Source organism: Pseudomonas sp. SCPG-7, assembly GCF_002156405.1.
Classification (GTDB): Bacteria; Pseudomonadota; Gammaproteobacteria; order Pseudomonadales; family Pseudomonadaceae; genus Aquipseudomonas; species Aquipseudomonas parakoreensis.
In genome coordinates this window covers 208350-224769 of the sequence record NZ_MVOO01000001.1, presented here as the reverse complement: position 1 = coordinate 224769, position 16420 = coordinate 208350, and the positions used below count along the sequence as shown (strand labels likewise).

The following is a 16420-nucleotide window of genomic DNA, read 5'->3' as shown; positions in this document are numbered from 1 at the left end:
CCATGAACGTCCCCCTGCCGTCCGAACCGGGCATCCGCATCAGCCTCACCGACCTGATCGAAATGCGTCACCGTGTGCGTGAAGTGCAGCTGTTTTCCACGCCAAGTCAGCGCAGCCCGCTGATCGGCCTGCATCACTCGAAATTTCGCGGACGCGGGGTCGACTTCGATCAGGTGCGGGTGTATCAGGCCGGCGACGACGTGCGCACCATCGACTGGCGCGTGACCGCGCGCACCCAAGAGCCGCACACCAAGCTGTTCCACGAGGAGCGCGAACGACCGATTTTTATCATGGTCGAGCAAAGCACGCGGCTGTTTTTCGGCTCTGGGCTGATGTTCAAGTCAGTGCTCGCTGCGCAAGCAGCGGCGCTGATCGGCTGGGCCGCGCTGGGGCACAATGATCGGGTTGGCGGGCTGGTGTTCGGCGACAACGAGCACTACGAAATCAAGCCGCGCCGCAGCAAGCAGAGCCTGCTGCAATTGCTCAACCGTCTGGTCAAGGTCAATCAGTCGCTGCACAGCGAACGCGAGCCGGACCGCGACGCCCTCGGCGTGGCGTTGCGCCGGGCGCGCGAAGTGTTGCGCCCGGGCAGTCTGGTGATCGTCATCTGTGACGAGCGCGCGCTGACCGACAGCGCCGAGCAGCAACTGAGCCTGCTGGCGCGCCATTGCGACCTGCTGATGCTGCCGCTGTCCGATCCACTGGACCACGCCCTGCCCGCCGCCGGGCTGCTCAGATTCGCGGAAAGGGGCGCGCAACTGGAAATCGATACCCTCAATTTCGAGCTGCGCCAAACCTATCGCGCGCAGGCCGAGGCCCGTATCGCCCGCTGGGAATTGCTCGCGCAAAAACTGCGGGTGCTGCTGATGCCGTTGAGCACGCAAAGCGAAATGGTCGAGCAGATGCGCGAGTTCCTCAATCCGCAGCGCCCGGGGAGCAGTCGATGAACGGCCTCGAACAACTGCAACCGCTGATTTCGCCGCCGCCGATCGACTTTTGGCCGCCAGCACCGGGCTGGTGGCTGCTGCTGTTATTGCTGCCGCTGCTGGGCTTCGCCGTGTGGCGTTTGCGCCGGCTCATTCCGCTCAAGAAACGCCCTATCGTGCGCGCCGAACAGCCGCTCGATCCGGTACGCATCGCCGCGCTGGCCGAACTGGCACAAATGCCCAAACCCTACGACGGCGCACCGGCCGGGGCCTGGCTGCAGCAGCTCAACGGCCTGCTCAAACGCCTGTGCCGCAACCACTACCCTTACAGCCAGAGCCACACGCTCAATGGCCGCAAATGGCTGGCATTTCTCGACAACCGTTGCCCGGCGGCCGGTCTGACGCGCTGGATGGTGCTGGTCGAAGGCGCCTACAAACCGGAATGCAAACTTGACGACAAAGCCATCGCCGGCCTGACCCAAGCCGTCGACACCTGGATTCGCAAGCATGTTTGAGTTCGCCTGGCCGTGGATCTTCGTGCTGCTGCCGCTGCCGTGGCTGATGCGTCTGGTGCTGCCGGTGGCCGACAGTGGCGAGCCGGCGTTGCGCGTCAGTTTTCTCTCGGACCTCGAAGGCCTCGCCCGTCGCCGGGCCCGCGCCAACCTGCCGGCGTGGCGTCAGCAGGCGCCGTTTCTGTTGCTGTGGCTGTTGCTGCTGAGCGCCGCCGCGCGTCCGCAATGGCTCGGCGAACCGTTGCCGATTGCCGCCAGCGGCCGCGATCTGCTGGTGGCGGTGGACGTGTCCGGTTCGATGGATTTCCCCGACATGCAGTGGCAGGACGAAGACGTCAGCCGCTTGTCGCTGGTCCAGCATCTGCTAGGGGATTTCCTCGAAAGCCGTGATGGCGACCGCGTCGGTCTGATCCTGTTCGGCAGTCAGGCGTATCTGCAGGCACCGCTGACGTTTGACCGGCACACGGTGCGCGTCTGGCTTGATGAAGCGCGCATCGGCATTGCCGGCAAGAACACCGCCATCGGCGATGCGATCGGTTTGGCGCTCAAGCGTCTGCGCCTGCGTCCGGCGCAAAGCCGAGTGTTGATTCTGGTCACCGACGGTGCCAACAACGGTGGCGAAATCGATCCACTGACCGCAGCAAAACTGGCCGCCAGCGAAGGGGTGAAAATCTACCCGATCGGCATTGGTGCGGACCCGGAAGACAGTGGCAGCACCGGCCTGCTCGGGGTCAATCCGAGCCTGGACCTCGACGAGCCGGCGCTGAAGGCGATTGCCGCAGCCACTGGCGGCCAATACTTTCGCGCCCGCGACGGCAAAGAGCTGCAAGCGATCCGGGACACCCTCGATCAACTCGAACCGGTCACCCAGCAACCGACCCAGGCGCGCCCGGCGCAAGCCTTGTATCACTGGCCGCTGGCGTTGGCCCTGCTGCTGAGCCTGTTGCTGGTCGTCCGCGAATTGTGGCCGGACAACCCGCTGCAACGCCTGTTTACCAAGGAGCTGTATCTGCAAAGTCCGTTGCCTGACTGGCGTGAGCGTCTCAAGCGCCTGCGTTTGCGGAGGCGCCGATGATCGCGCTCTGGCCGCACTGGTTCCGCCCCTGGTGGCTGCTGCTTCTGCCGCTGCTCGGCTGGCTGATCTGGCAACTCTGGCACCGACAGAAACGTGCCGGACGCTGGCAGATGATTCTGCCGCCAGCGTTTCACTCGACGTTGCTCAGCGGTGGCGGTGGACGCAACAGCAAGCTGCCGTGGGTTGCCCTCGGCGTGGCGTGGTTGCTGACCCTCGTCGCGCTGCTCGGGCCGAGCTGGGAGCGCGTCGAACAGACCAGCCAGAAACCCGCCGATCCGTTGGTGGTGGTGCTGGAGCTGACCCCGGAAATGCTCGCCACCGACTCGCCGCCAACGCGACTGGAACAGGCCCGGCGCAAGCTGTTCGACTTGTTGCAGGCGCGCAGCGATGCGCAGACCGCGATCGTCGTCTACGCCGGCAGCGCGCACACGCTGGTACCGCTGTCGGATGACCTGGCGACCAGCCGCAACCTGCTCGACGCCCTCAAGCCGTCGCTGATGCCGGAAAGCGGCCACCGCGCCGACCTCGGCGTGGGCAAAGCATTGGCGTTGCTCAAGCAAGGCGCTCTGGGCCAGGGACGCATCCTGCTGATCGGCTCCTCGCTGACAGAGGAGGAACGCCAAGGCATCCGCCGTGCCCTCGGCGAGCAATCGGCGCAACTATTGATGCTCGGCATCGGCACCGCTGAAGGCGCGCCCATCGCTCGGGAGGACGGCAGTTTCCTCAAGGATGAACAAGGCGCGATTCGCGTACCGCAACTCGACAGCCCGGGCCTCGGCGCGTTCCTCGCCAGCGTCGGCGGTGAATACCACAGCGCGCGTCTGGACGAGTCCGACTTGCGCGCCCTCGGCCTGCTCGATGGTCCACGCAGCCTGCGCAACGATGGTCAGACCGTGCGCCTGGACACCTGGGCCGATCAGGGTTACTGGCTGTTGTTGCCGCTGTTGCTGCTCGCCGCGTGTGCCGGACGGCGTGGCTGGTTATTCTGCCTGCCGCTGCTGCTGTGCCTGCCGCAGCCGAGCTACGCTTTCGACTTCGAAGACCTGTGGCTGCGTCCTGACCAACAGGGCTTGCACCTGCTCAAGCAGAAGCGCCCGGCCGAAGCCGCCGAACACTTTGAAGATCACCAGTGGCAAGGGCTGGCGTTGTATGAGGCCGGCGATTACAGTGGCGCCGCTCAGCGTTTCGCCGAAGGCAGCGACGCCCGTGCCCACTACAATCGCGGTAATGCGCTGGCGAAAAGTGGCGAGCTGGAAGCGGCGATTGATGCCTACGAGCAAGCGCTGGAACTGCAACCGGATTTGCGCCCGGCGCTGACCAACAAGGCCCTGGTGGAAAACCTGCTCAAGCAGAAGAACACCCCGCCGCCGGCCGAACCACAGCCGCAAACGGCCCAGCCGAACGTGCCCGGCGATGAACCACCGCCAGCGACCGCGCCGCCACCGGCGGTCAAAAACGAGACCCCGAGCGAGGCTCAGCCCGGCGAGTCGGCCACCGAGCCGCCGCCGACCACCCCGCCGCAACCGGGCCCCAACGAGGTACCGGGCATCGACGAGACGGAAGAAACGGACACCGTGCCGACGCTGCGCCCGAGCGAGGACAACCTCGAAGGCGAACAGCGTCAGGCACTGGAACAATGGCTGGGCAAAATTCCGGACAACCCGGGCGAATTGCTGCGACGCAAATTCTGGTACGAACAGCAACAACATCAGGATCAGGAAAAAACTCGATGACCCGCTTCAGCGCCCTCTTGCTACCCCTGCTGCTCTGCACGGCCACCGCCCAGGCGGCCGAGCTGACGGCCAGCGTGGATCGCAGTCGCCTGAACTCCGGCGAGACGGTCGAGCTCACCCTCGAAACCAGCGATGTCACCCAGTTCGGCAAGCCCGACCTGACCCCGCTGGAACCGTTGTTCGAGGTGCGCGGCACGCGTCAGGTCAACCAGTTGAACACGCTCAATGGCGACAACCGCGCCACCACGCGCTGGATCATCACCCTGCTGCCGAAAGAGAACGGCAGCGTGGTCATTCCACCGCTGCAACTGGGCGATGTGCAGAGCCAACCGATCACCGTGCAAGTGGTCGAGAGCGATACTCGCGAAGAAAAAAACAACCCGAACCCGGTGTTCATCGAGGTCAGCCTCGATCAGTCCAGCGTTTACGTGCAAGCCCAGGCGGTTCTGACCCTGCGCATCTACCATTCAGTGTCGCTGTACGACGACAGCAGCCTGACCCCGCTGCAAATCGCCGATGCGCGTATCGAACAGCTGGGCGACATGCGTACCTATGAGAAAGACATCAACGGCGTGCGCCATGGCGTGATCGAGATGCGCTATGCGATCTACCCGCAGCACAGTGGTTTGCTGCTCATCGCCCCGCAGACGTTCAGCGCCACGCTGGTCGACACCCAGCCCAGCCAGGACGCCACCGCGCAAGGCCCGAAACCGGGCAAATTGCTGCGGGTCAATTCCGCCGAGATCGCCCTGACGGTCAAACCGAAACCGCTGACCTATCCGGCCGATGCGCCGTGGCTGCCCGCTCGCAGCCTGAGCCTGAGCGAAAGCTGGAACCCGGAGCCGGAGCACATTCAGGTCGGTGACTCGCTGACCCGCAGCCTGACCCTGAAAGTCGAAGGCCTGGCCAGCTCGCAGTTGCCGGCCCTGCCCGGCACCGAAGCCAACGGCCTGCGCCGTTACCCGGATCAACCGGTGCTGAGCAACCAGAGCGGCGAGCGCGGCCTGATCGGCAGTCGTGAAGAACGCGAAGCACTGGTGCCCAGCCGCAGCGGCAGCATCGAGCTGCCCACCGTCGATGTGGTCTGGTGGAACACCTTCGAAGATCATCTGGAACACACCAGCCTGCCGGCGCGCACCCTGCAGGTGGCGAACAACCCGAGCCTGCAAGTCGACACCCCGGCGGGCACCCTGCAATCGGGCAGTGTCGACAGCGACACCCTGTGGTGGTGGAAACTCAGCACGCTGATCCTCGCCTGCACCACCCTGCTCGGCTTCGGCCTGTGGTGGCGCGCGCGCTGGCAACCGGCGGTGCATCGCGCCGCCCAGACCGGCCCAAGCCCGCGCACCTTGCTGGACGACATCAAGCGGGCGTGCCAGGCGAATGATCCGCAAGCGACGCGGCAGGCACTCGATGCCTGGGCGCGGCAGCAGCCGGAGACACTGGCGGACATGGCGGCGCGGTTTGTGCCGTTGTCCGACGCGCTGGACGGGCTCAATGGCGCGCTGTACAGCGAGACCGGGCAGCATTGGCAGGGCGAGGATCTGTGGCGGGCGATCCGCACGATTCCGGCGGCGGAGCGGGTGCAGGATCCGGTGGGTGACAGCGGGTTGCCGCCCCTTTATCCGAAGTAAAAAGTAAAAGATCGCAGCCTGCGGCAGCGCCTACAGGGATCACATGTAGGCGCTGCCGCAGGCTGCGATCGTTCAGGCGTTGGCGATGTTATGAGGTTTGTTGACTTTCTGCCGTTTCTAGCAATCGCGTCTCACGCATTCCCAAACCACGGGACAGCGCTGTAGCTTCGTAGAAGATTTTGCCGTTGAGCTGATCGGCGACGGCATCGCTGTCCCCACCGGCCGGACCACTCCCCCAGGTCACGACGTCTCCGCTGGACGTCAGTGCAGCGAAGGCATGGGTGTTGCCATAAATGGCACGGACGTTGATCAATCTGGCCGTAATGGCATCCGGGATTTCACCGCCTCGATCAGCAGCCCCCCAAGCTAAAACGGTGCCATTGGCCCGCAGCGCGGCAAAAGCAACTCCCCCACTTACCACCTGAACGATGTCAGTCAGCGCTGCAACCGACGCCGGAATTGCCAGGTTCCCCCACCCCACTACACGCCCACTGCTCAGCAGTGCGACGAATGATGCGTAGTGCCCCGTCACCGTCCGGATATCCGTCAGGGCTGCGATTGGTGCAGGAACGGATGCGCCATATGTCGAGTACCCCCAAGCAACGACGCTGTCATTGCTTCGTCGGGCGGCAAATGCCCTTTGAGTAGCGCTCAGTTCGATAATGTCTGTGATGACTCCAATCGCGGCAGGCACACTCCCACCGCTGAAGCTGGATCCCCAGGCCACGACCTCACCATTGGCACGCAAGGCTGCAAAGGCGTAGTCGTTAGCCACTATATCGACGATGTCAGTCAAGGCCGCAATGGCCGCAGGCACATTTCCTCCGTTGCTTTGGTGCCCCCACGCCACGACCGAACCATTGGCTCGAAGCGCAGCAAAGGCGTAGAGGTTGCCAATCACTCTGACGACATCCCTCAATGCAGGGATTGGCTGTGGAAGCGTCGCCCCCATACTAGGGTTTCCCCACGCCACCAGACTCCCATCGCGACGCAGCGCGCAGAATGCATAACCGTTGCCACTCACTGCCACGATATCCCGCATGAGACTGATGGGTTCGGGTAGCGCTCCTCCGCCTGTTTCGGCCCCCCATGCCAATACCCCACCGCTGGCCTGACGCGCCGCAAAGGCATAACCGCAGGCACTCAGCGATAAGGCATCAGAAACGGTCGGTAACGAATCCCCCAAATCCCCACCACTGCTGCGCTTGCCCCAGGCCACCAAGGCTCCACGTTCAGTCCGTGCTGCAAAGGCTGCGTTGTTTAATTCAGAGACAGAAACAAAATTACCGTTCCCGCAAAGGTTCAGCGGATTGACTGTCACTTGATCATCACTGATCCGCACATGCAGCAGTCGGTCCGGGCGGGTGTCACGAAACGTCATACCACTGACCTCGCCCTCCTCGCCGTTATAACGCCACCAGGCCTTGACCGGCTGCCGGGTGGTTGCCTCCAGCGCAGTCAACCAAGCAGTCCCGCCGCCATAAATCTGATAATTGCCCCGCGAGCGCGCGCCCATTACCAGCAAGCGGCCTGTCCCCAGCGAAGCACGCACGTCATAAACCGCCACGCGCGAGTACTGTTGACCACCGGCCTGACGCACTACGGTGCAATCCAGCGAGATCTCCTGCCCGACGTTGGCCAACACCACTGACTGCGGCACGCTGATCAGTTTGTCGCGTCCCGCTTCTCCGCTTTCCACGCGAAATGGCACCATCGCCGTGCCCTCTCCGGCAACGCCGATCCAGCGGATCTCGCCGCGGTCGCCAACCTTCAGGCCATACGTCGCGGCAAGGCGCACGGTGGCACCCACCGCAGGTACCGCGCTCGCATCGATCTGGTCGCCGCGAGCGCCATCGATTGAGGGCGGATCGAAATCCAGCAGGGCATTGCCGACCCGCAAGGTCAACGGAAAGGAGTAACCCAGGGTCTTGCCGTTACGCACGATAAAGTAGTCGATGACGATCCGCCGATTGAGGTTGTTGGTCACAAACTGTTTAGGCACGGTGAACGGCACCTCTTTGCCGGCGGTTTGCGATGTCAGGTGCAGCGAGCCGCTGGTACTGCCGCTGGCGGCCGACCCGCGCCAGCGATAATTCGCCACGTCTTCGGGCAGCGTCTGCAGATACGGCACAATCAATTTACAGCCCAGCGGCGGTCCGGCTTCCGGATCGATCAACGACGTGCCAGGCACCGCCTCTTCCACGCGCGGCGTCACGAAAAGCGGTTGCACCTCGCCCACCTGCATCTCGAACGGCAACGACTCGCGCACGTTGAGTGTCGCCTCGTCATCATTGGCAACGGTATAGAACACCGAAACCTTCAACCCGTCGAAACGCTGGATCACCACATTCGAGACGTTGCGCAACACCGGCTCGTCATCCGGCAAATCACCAACCGGACGCGGATCTTCGTAATAGACGATGCCGCCGCCGGGACGCGTGGCCTGCCAGATCAACGTCAACAGGTCACTGGCGGCACGTCCCGCAAACCAAGGAATGCGCACGGTGGCCCAGCGTTCGTCCGGGTTCAGCGTACCGGTAGGGGCTTCGTCCACTGTAGGAGAAGGCAGTCGGAAGGCCTCCCCCGTCACCGAGATACCGACGGTCTTGGACGGCCGATCAGCCTCGCCCGCTCGCTTGAGGATGTAGGAGACGCTGGCCCGGCCTTTGGCAATGGCCCGTACCTTGTCGTTCGGGACGCTGAACGGCAGCGCAAGACCGACTCGCGTCACCGGCAGCTCTACCGGGCCATGGTTGATCGGTGCGCCCTGGGCGTTGGTTCCCAGCCAAGTCAACGCGACGATATCCTGTTCCTGGAAGGAGCCGGCGGGGGTGTTGACCAGAACGTTCACGTCGTCATCGTTCAATTCGTCGAGGTCGATTTCGTCAGTCTGCGGATCGGCCTCCAGCACGATAGGCGCATCGAGGCGATTTTCTTTCAGATCCACCACGACGCGGGTTTCCGCTGACCACGGTGAACGCAGATCGGGATAATTGCCGCACTCATCGATCACCTGGTACGTCACGATCACCCCGGCGCTGTCGCCCGCCTGCTCGATCAGTGGTTTCTCGATGGTCACGACCAGCGGGTTATCGTCAGGGTCGTCAATATGTCTTTGCTCGACAAGGACGGTTTTCTCTACGCTGCCCCATGCCACTTTTACAAGGTCGTTGATGCGCATGAAGAGGTACGGCAGGATCGTGATCGGCACACCCGCTGCGGCCTCTTCGGGGCCAACACCGCTGTCGATGATGCTCTGGGGAATATGGTAACGCAGGTTCTGGTTACCGGGCGTCGACTGGTCGTCATCGAAGCCGCCGGGGCGATCCAGTTTGACGAAGAACCTCTCCGGCGGAGTTGACTCAGGCTCCTGAAACGGCCGGGTCACGCGATAGAAAACCGGATAGGCCTCCCCCTTGCGGATATGTCCCTCATCGATAATCCCTTTGATGAGTTCGTTTTCATCTTCTGGCTCGATGTCTTTGCTCCAGACCGGCGTCTGCAGGTCGCCCCAGAACACCTCAATCAGATCACCCGCCTTCATGACCAGCCAGGGAGGCACCAGAAACTCGACGCCTCCCTCCACAGCGGCCACCGGCAACCCACCGTCATAGCCCTGCACGGGAGTCCTGAGCTTGGTGATTTTTAAGGGCTTGAGTGCGCTCACGCCTGGATCAGAAGACGTAGAGGCAGACGATGATTGCGTTTTCATACGAGCAATTCCTCAGGTGACAGAAAGTCCTGGCTTGGCGCCTTGGCGACTGCGGTATCCCATCACCCGACGCCATCTGTCGCTACTGTCAGATCTGACAGTAGCGACAGATGGCAGCGGCTACGGCCTCTTGATCTTGCAAGCCTTTGGGCAAGCCCGCCCGTTTGCCAGTAAACTCCCCCCTCTTTGCCGCCCATCATTTCCCCCGCGGCCATCACCTCTTTCTGTAGCGGAGTCCACCTTGCGTCTGTTCCACACCTCCGACTGGCACCTTGGGCAAAACCTGCATGGCCAGGAGCGCGATTTCGAGCATGCGTGCTTTCTCGATTGGCTGCTGCGCCAACTGCAACTGGCGCAGCCGGATGTGCTGCTGATTGCCGGGGACATCTTTGACACGGTCAACCCGCCGGTCAAAGCCCAGGAACGCCTCTACGACTTCATCGTCAGCGCTCACGAGCAGCAGCCGTTGCTGACCATCGTGATGATCGCCGGCAACCACGATTCCGGCTCGCGCATCGAGCTGCCAGCGCCGTTGATGCGCCGTTTGCGCACCCATGCGCTGGGGCGGGTGTTGTGGCTGGATGACGGCCAGCTCGATGCCGAACGGCTGCTACTGCCACTGCCCAATGCCCAAGGCGAGATCGCCGCGTGGTGCCTGGCGCTGCCGTTCCTGCGTCCAGCCGAGGTGACCGGTGCGCATCTGGGCGACGACTATCTGCGCGGTATCGGACAGGTGCATGAATGGCTGATCGAAGCGGCGAATGCCAAGCGCCAGCCGGGTCAGGCGCTGGTCGCCATCAGCCACGCGCACATGGCTGGCGGCTCGGTCTCGGAAGACTCCGAGCGCAGCCTGATCATCGGTAATGCCGAGGCGCTGCCCGCCAGCCTGTTCGGGCCGAGCATCAGCTACGTTGCGCTCGGCCATTTGCACAAGCCGCAGAAGGTCAACGGTGAAGAACGCATTCGCTACAGCGGCTCGCCGATTCCGCTGTCGTTTTCGGAGATCGGTTATCAGCATCAGATTCTCGACATCACCCTCGACGGCGAAACCCTGGTCAGCGTCGAGCCGAAACTGATCCCGCGCTCGGTCAACCTGCAACGCATCGGCCCGGCGCCGCTGGCGGAGATTCTGCTGCAACTGGCGGACTTGCCGAACATCGATCTGCTCGCCGAAACCCAGCGTCAGCCATGGCTGGAAGTGCGCGTCACCCTCGACGAGCCGCAGCCGGATCTGCGCCATCAGGTGGAAAACGCCTTGCAAGGCAAAGCCGTGCGCCTGGTGCGGATCGCCGCCGAGTACGCCGGCAACCGTGGCGCTGAGGGCAGCGATGACGGCAGCGCACTGGTCGAACTGGATCAACTCACTCCGCAGGAGCTGTTCAGCCGCGCCTGGCTCGACAACTACGGCAACGAGGTCGATGAACAGACGCTGAAGGACTTCGCCGAGCTGCTGCAGGACGTGCAACTGGAGGGCGAGCAGCCATGAAGATTCTCGCCATTCGCTTGAAGAACCTCGCCTCTCTGGCCGGGCCGTTCGAGATTGATTTCACCGCCGAACCGCTGGCCAGTGCCGGCCTGTTCGCGATCACCGGGCCGACCGGCGCCGGTAAAAGTACCTTGCTCGACGCCTTGTGCCTGGCGCTGTTTGGCGCCGTGCCACGGCTGAACAACACCGGTCGTGACGCCAAGGTGCCGGATGCCGACGGCGAAATCGCCACCGGCGACCCGCGTACCTTGCTGCGCCGTGGTACCGGTGAAGGTTACGCGGAAGTGGATTTTGTCGGCGTCGATGGCCGGCGTTATCGCGCGCGCTGGGAAGCCAACCGCGCCCGGGAAAAGGCCGGCGGCAAGTTGCAGGCCAGTCGCCAGAGCCTGCGCGACATCGATCAGGATCAACTGCTCGCCAGTCAGAAAGGCGAATACAAGACCCAACTCGAAGCCGCGCTGGGCCTGAACTTCGAACAATTCACCCGTGCCGTGCTGCTGGCCCAGAGCGAGTTCAGCGCGTTTCTCAAGGCCGACGACAACGACCGCAGCGAACTGCTGGAAAAACTCACCGACACCGCGCTCTACACCCGCCTCGGTCGCCGCGCGTTCGACAAGACCAAAGAGGCCCGCGAAGCGCACAAGCTGCTGCAGGATCAGGCCACTGGCGTGACTCCGCTGACGCCCGAAGCGCGGGCCGAGCTGGACGAACGCTTCAACGCCGCCCAGCAACAGTTGAAGTTGCAGCAGGCCCAGCTCAAGCAACTGGAACAACAGCACAGCTGGCTCAAGGATTTGCGCCAATTGCAGGACGCGCAACAAGCGGCCGCCGAACAACTGCAGAGTGCACAGCAGCAGTGGGAAGGTCTGGCTGGCGAGCGCCTGAAGCTGACGCGCCTGGAGCAACTCGCGCCGCAACGCCACCAGTTCGCGCGCAAGACTGAACTCGATGCGCAACTGACGCCGCTGGCGGCACAGATTGCCGCGCATACCCAGCAACACGGCGAGCTCAACGAGCGCCAGACGCAACTGGAACAGGCGCTCAATGCGGCAAACATCGCCCTGAGCGAAGCGCAGCAGCGGCACAGCGAAAGTGCCCCGCTGCTGCGTCAGGCCTTCGACGAGCAAAGCACCCTCGCCCGCCTCGCCAAGGAAACAGCCCTCAGCGCCGAAACCCGGCAAGCCGCCGAGCTGGCCTGCAGCGAAGGCCAGAGCGCAATTCAGGCCTTGCAGACGAAACAGGTAGAAGTCGCTGAACGCCTGCAGAAAATCGCCGCCGGGCTGGAGCAGAGTGCGGGTCTGGCGCCGCTCAGCGATGCATGGAATGCCTACCGCGATCGCCTGCAACAGCTGATGCTGATCGGCAATCGCCTGAACAAGGGCCAGGCCGAACTGGCGTCCCTCGAACAGAACGCGGCGCTCAGCGCCGAGACGCTGGCCGCGCAAAAACAACAACTGGAAGTGCTGTTCAAGGAGGCCGGCGCCGAGCCGGATGCCGTCGCCGAACAGATCGGCATCCTTGGCAATCTGCTGCAGGACAATCGCAAACAACTGCGCGCTATCGAAGACCTGACGCGGCTCTGGGCCAGTCAGCAGGAGCTGGAAAAACGCAGCGCCGAGGTGCAACAGCGCCTGCTCGTTGCACAGCAGGAACGCGAGCGCCTGACCCAGGACGGGGTGAAAACCAAGGCCGAACTGACTGTCGCTGAACAAACCCTCAACGTCACCCGTGAGCTGCTTGAACGCCAGCGTCTGGCCCGCAGCGCCAGTGTCGAAGAGCTGCGCGCGCAGTTGCAGGACGATCAGCCGTGCCCGGTCTGTGGCAGCAACGAGCATCCGTATCATCAGCCGGAAGCGCTGCTGCAAAGCCTCGGCCGTCATGATGAAAGCGAACAGGCCAACGCCCAGCAAGTGGTCGATCAGCTCAAGGAAAAGCTCATCGAACTGCGCGCCGAAGTCGGTGGCGTGATCGCTCAACAAAAGGAGCTGCTGCAACAACAGGAACAACTGGTCGCGCAGCAACAGGCACTAGCGCCGAGCCTCGACGCCCATCCGCTGTCCGCTCAGTTATTGAACCAGGACGCCGACAAACGCGACGCCTGGCTGACCCGGCAGAACGATCAACTGAACCAGAGCATCACTCAGGACGAACAACGCCAGAGCGCCCTGCTCACCCTGCAACAGGATGCGGCGCGCTTGACCCAGCAACTGCGCAATGCCGAAACCGCACATCAGCAAGCGGCGCAGCACCTGAGTAACCAACAACGCGAACTGAGCAGCGACCGTCAGCGTCTCGACGAAGAGCTCAGCGCGTTCGCAAGCCTGCTGCCAGCCGACACCCTCGAAGCCCTGCGCGTTGAACCGGCGGCAACCTTCATGCAGCTGGATCGGCAGATTGCCGAGCGTCTGGCGCAGGTTGAGCAGCAGAAGGAAGAGTTGGCCGAACAGCAACAACGCCAGCAAACGCTGGAGAAAGAACAGGACCGCCAACATAGCCGTGTACAACAGCTGCAAAGCGCCGAGCAGCAGTTCAGCGCCCTGGCCGAGCAGCAACAGGCCTGTCAGGCGAAACTCGCGCAACTGCTGGGCGAACACAGCAGCGCCGAACACTGGCAGCAGCAACTGGAACAGGCTGTGGAACAGGCGCGCAGCGCCGAAACCGGCACGGCTGCGGAACTGCAGAACGTGCGCACGCAACGGGTGCAGATTGGCGCCGAACTTAAGGCTCAGCAAGAACGCTTGCAGGCGCTGCAAAGCGAAGACAGCGAACTGACGCAGAAGATTGCCGACTGGCGCGCACGCCATCCTGAACTGGATGACGGCGGCCTCGAAGACCTGTTGCGCGTCGATGACACACAGCTGAGCGAACTGCGCCAGCGCTTGCAGCACAACGAAAAAGCCATCGAACAGGCCAGGGTGCTGCTGCAGGAGCGCGATCAGCGCCTGGCCGATCATCAGGCGCAGCACAACGGCAATCTCGATGCCGAGCAACTCGCCAGCGCTCTCGCCGAGCTGCAGAACCAGTTCAATCTCAGTGAGCAACAGTGCGCCGAACTGCGCGCCGAGCAGGCCGAAGATCAGCGCCGGCAGAACGCCAATCAGGCACTCGCGCAGCAGATCGCCGACGCTTACGCCGAGTACCAGCGCTGGGCGCGCTTGAACGCGTTGATCGGCTCAGCCACCGGCGACACCTTCCGCAAGATCGCCCAGGCCTACAACCTCGACCTGCTGGTGCATCACGCCAACGTGCAGTTGCGCCAACTGGTCAAACGCTATCGCCTCAAACGCGGCGGCAGCATGCTCGGCCTGCTGGTGCTGGACACCGAGATGGGTGACGAATTGCGCTCGGTGCATTCGCTGTCCGGCGGCGAGACCTTCCTGGTGTCGCTGGCTCTGGCACTGGGGCTGGCCTCGATGGCGTCGAGCACGCTGAAAATCGAATCGTTGTTCATCGACGAAGGCTTCGGCAGCCTCGATCCGGAATCGCTGCAACTGGCCATGGATGCCCTCGACGGCCTGCAGGCGCAGGGGCGCAAGGTCGCGGTGATTTCCCACGTGCAGGAAATGCACGAACGGATTCCGGTGCAGATTCAGGTACAACGCCAAGGCAACGGCTTGAGCACCCTGGAGGTGAAATGAACACGCTGTATTCGTTCCGCCGCTGCCCATACGCGATGCGCGCGCGGATGGCCCTGCGCTATTCGGGGGTACCGGTGGAGATCGTCGAAGTCAGCCTCAAGGCCAAACCGGCCGAGATGCTCGCGATCTCACCCAAAGGCACGGTGCCGGTGCTGGAGGTCGATGGACAGGTGATTGATGAAAGTCTGGAGATCATGCGCTGGGCGTTGGCGCAGCACGATCCGGACGATTGGCTGCTCGGTGGTGATTCACGGATTGCTGGGTTGATCGAGGCTAACGATCAGGCATTCAAGGTGCAGCTGAACCGCTACAAGTACGCCGAACGCTATCCGGAGCAGCCGATGGAGGTTTATCGGGCTGAGGGGGCGTTGTTTTTGCAGCGGCTGGATGGGTTGCTTGAAGGTCGGGATTATTTGCTGAGTGATCATCCGTGTCTTGCGGATATCGCGCTGCTGCCGTTTGTGCGGCAGTTTGCACACGTCGATCGTGAGTGGTTTGCGCAGACGCCTTACGTTCGCTTGCAGGTCTGGTTGCAGCGTTTCCTCGACTCCGAGCTGTTCACCTCAATCATGAAGAAATAACTTTCTCTTCTTGCTTGCCGAACACCTGTGGCGAGGGGGCTTGCTCCCGCTCGGCTGCGCAGCAGTCGCAAATCCATTCAACACGGATCATCAGAAATAGGGGATCGCCGCATTTGGGGCTGCTTCGCAACCCAGCGGGAGCAAGCTCCCTCGCCACAGGTTATGCAAGAGCATCGCACATGCCCAACGCCATGCAATCCACTTCAAACGGCCCAAGAAAATCGACCTCAGCCTTGATCGGCGGATTACCGGCCAGCAACCCCTGCGAATTGGCCCGTTCGATATTGTGCGCAATGCTGTGATTGGCCTCTATGGCCCGCGCCAGCGCACCCACCGAACCCTGGCCGAAGCCGAGTAACGCCGCGCCATTGGTCATCAGTGCCAGTCCGGCGATGACCCAGAGTCTGTAGCCTTTCATGCGCCGCTCACTCCTGCGAGTTCAGCACGATCAACCAGCACGTCTGCGCGGTGTTCGAACTGGATGCCGGGGTGTGCGACCTCGATCGGTGCGTCGAAGCTGTGTTGGGTTTGCGCAGCGATGCTGACGAACAGCACCAGGGCCAGGTAAAGACCGATGGCCAGGTAGGCGCCGCGCTTGGCTGAGGTGATGATTGAACTGGCCATGATGTGCTCCGTGGGCATGTTTCAGTGCCGTCAGGATCAATCAAAAAAGCCGTGGTAACCACTCAGGGTTTGCCATAGTAAACATCAGCTTCGTTGATTATTTAGGCCGTCTATCTCAGCGTTGGAGAAAACCTATCGAGCGGAGATTTTTTGATCACGCATACGTGTAGGAGCTGCCGAAGGCTGCGATTTTTTGACGTTGAAGATCAAAAGATCGCAGCCTTCGGCAGCTCCTACAGGGAGTTGTTCGAAGCGGGCATTTCAGTGTTGGGCTTTGTGATCCAGAGCGGCGTAGAAGTTGGCGCTCTGTTGCAGGTATTTCTGGGTGTAGCTCTGGGTGTGGGATTTTTTGCTGGCGATTTCAACGTTGGCACTGGCTGGCAATGCAACGGTGGCAGAGATGGCGGAAGCGGCGATGACGGAGAAGAGATTGAAGTTCATGGCGGTAACCCTCGTGTTCGGTTGGCTTGCTTTGCCCGGTTGGGCCGTGAAGCAAACT

Annotated in this window: 12 protein-coding genes; 8 read left to right on the top strand and 4 right to left on the bottom strand. The window is 62.6% G+C overall.

Annotation, left to right across the window (positions count from 1 at the left end):
* Positions 1-2: 2 nt before the first annotated feature.
* The 5 genes from B1722_RS01135 to B1722_RS01115 are packed head-to-tail and all read left to right on the top strand — an operon-like array spanning position 3 to position 5880.
* Positions 3-947 (top strand): DUF58 domain-containing protein, encoded by a 945-nt coding sequence (locus B1722_RS01135; protein WP_041062467.1) that lies wholly within the window; start codon positions 3-5, stop codon positions 945-947.
* Complete coding sequence (locus B1722_RS01130; RefSeq protein WP_086790945.1) at positions 944-1441, top strand: DUF4381 domain-containing protein; 498 nt, start codon at positions 944-946, stop codon at positions 1439-1441. Before B1722_RS01135 ends, B1722_RS01130 begins: the two co-directional genes overlap by 4 nt.
* Positions 1434-2513: a VWA domain-containing protein gene (locus B1722_RS01125; protein WP_041062472.1), complete on the top strand. Its 1080-nt coding sequence runs from the start codon at positions 1434-1436 to the stop codon at positions 2511-2513. The genes B1722_RS01130 and B1722_RS01125 overlap by 8 nt, the downstream gene beginning before the upstream one ends.
* Positions 2510-4246: a tetratricopeptide repeat protein gene (locus tag B1722_RS01120; RefSeq protein WP_086790944.1), complete on the top strand. Its 1737-nt coding sequence runs from the start codon at positions 2510-2512 to the stop codon at positions 4244-4246. Before B1722_RS01125 ends, B1722_RS01120 begins: the two co-directional genes overlap by 4 nt.
* Complete coding sequence (locus tag B1722_RS01115; RefSeq protein ID WP_041062478.1) at positions 4243-5880, top strand: BatD family protein; 1638 nt, start codon at positions 4243-4245, stop codon at positions 5878-5880. The genes B1722_RS01120 and B1722_RS01115 overlap by 4 nt, the downstream gene beginning before the upstream one ends.
* A gap of 88 nt (positions 5881-5968) precedes the next feature.
* Here B1722_RS01115 and B1722_RS01110 read toward each other — a convergent pair whose 3' ends face one another.
* The gene (locus B1722_RS01110; protein WP_140395970.1) at positions 5969-9592 is read right to left on the bottom strand and encodes a hypothetical protein; all 3624 of its coding nucleotides are present in this window, start codon (positions 9590-9592) and stop codon (positions 5969-5971) included.
* Between the two features lie 241 nt (positions 9593-9833).
* Between B1722_RS01110 and B1722_RS01105 the strand changes: the two genes are divergently transcribed.
* From B1722_RS01105 to B1722_RS01095, 3 genes are read left to right on the top strand one after another with little or no spacing between them, the layout of a single operon-like run.
* On the top strand, positions 9834-11078 hold the full coding sequence (locus B1722_RS01105; protein WP_086790942.1) for an exonuclease SbcCD subunit D C-terminal domain-containing protein: 1245 nt from the start codon (positions 9834-9836) through the stop codon (positions 11076-11078).
* Positions 11075-14716: an SbcC/MukB-like Walker B domain-containing protein gene (locus B1722_RS01100; RefSeq protein ID WP_086790941.1), complete on the top strand. Its 3642-nt coding sequence runs from the start codon at positions 11075-11077 to the stop codon at positions 14714-14716. The genes B1722_RS01105 and B1722_RS01100 overlap by 4 nt, the downstream gene beginning before the upstream one ends.
* Positions 14713-15297, top strand: coding sequence for a glutathione S-transferase (locus tag B1722_RS01095; protein ID WP_086790940.1), 585 nt, complete (start codon positions 14713-14715; stop codon positions 15295-15297). Before B1722_RS01100 ends, B1722_RS01095 begins: the two co-directional genes overlap by 4 nt.
* A 160-nt stretch (positions 15298-15457) precedes the next feature.
* Here the strand turns inward: B1722_RS01095 and B1722_RS01090 are convergent, their stop codons facing one another.
* From B1722_RS01090 to B1722_RS01080, 3 genes are all read right to left on the bottom strand, one after another.
* Positions 15458-15715: a hypothetical protein gene (locus B1722_RS01090; RefSeq protein ID WP_041062489.1), complete on the bottom strand. Its 258-nt coding sequence runs from the start codon at positions 15713-15715 to the stop codon at positions 15458-15460.
* On the bottom strand, positions 15712-15921 hold the full coding sequence (locus B1722_RS01085; protein ID WP_041062492.1) for a hypothetical protein: 210 nt from the start codon (positions 15919-15921) through the stop codon (positions 15712-15714). Before B1722_RS01085 ends, B1722_RS01090 begins: the two co-directional genes overlap by 4 nt.
* Positions 15922-16182: 261 nt before the next feature.
* Positions 16183-16362, bottom strand: coding sequence for a hypothetical protein (locus B1722_RS01080; protein WP_041062495.1), 180 nt, complete (start codon positions 16360-16362; stop codon positions 16183-16185).
* Positions 16363-16420 lie beyond the last annotated feature (58 nt).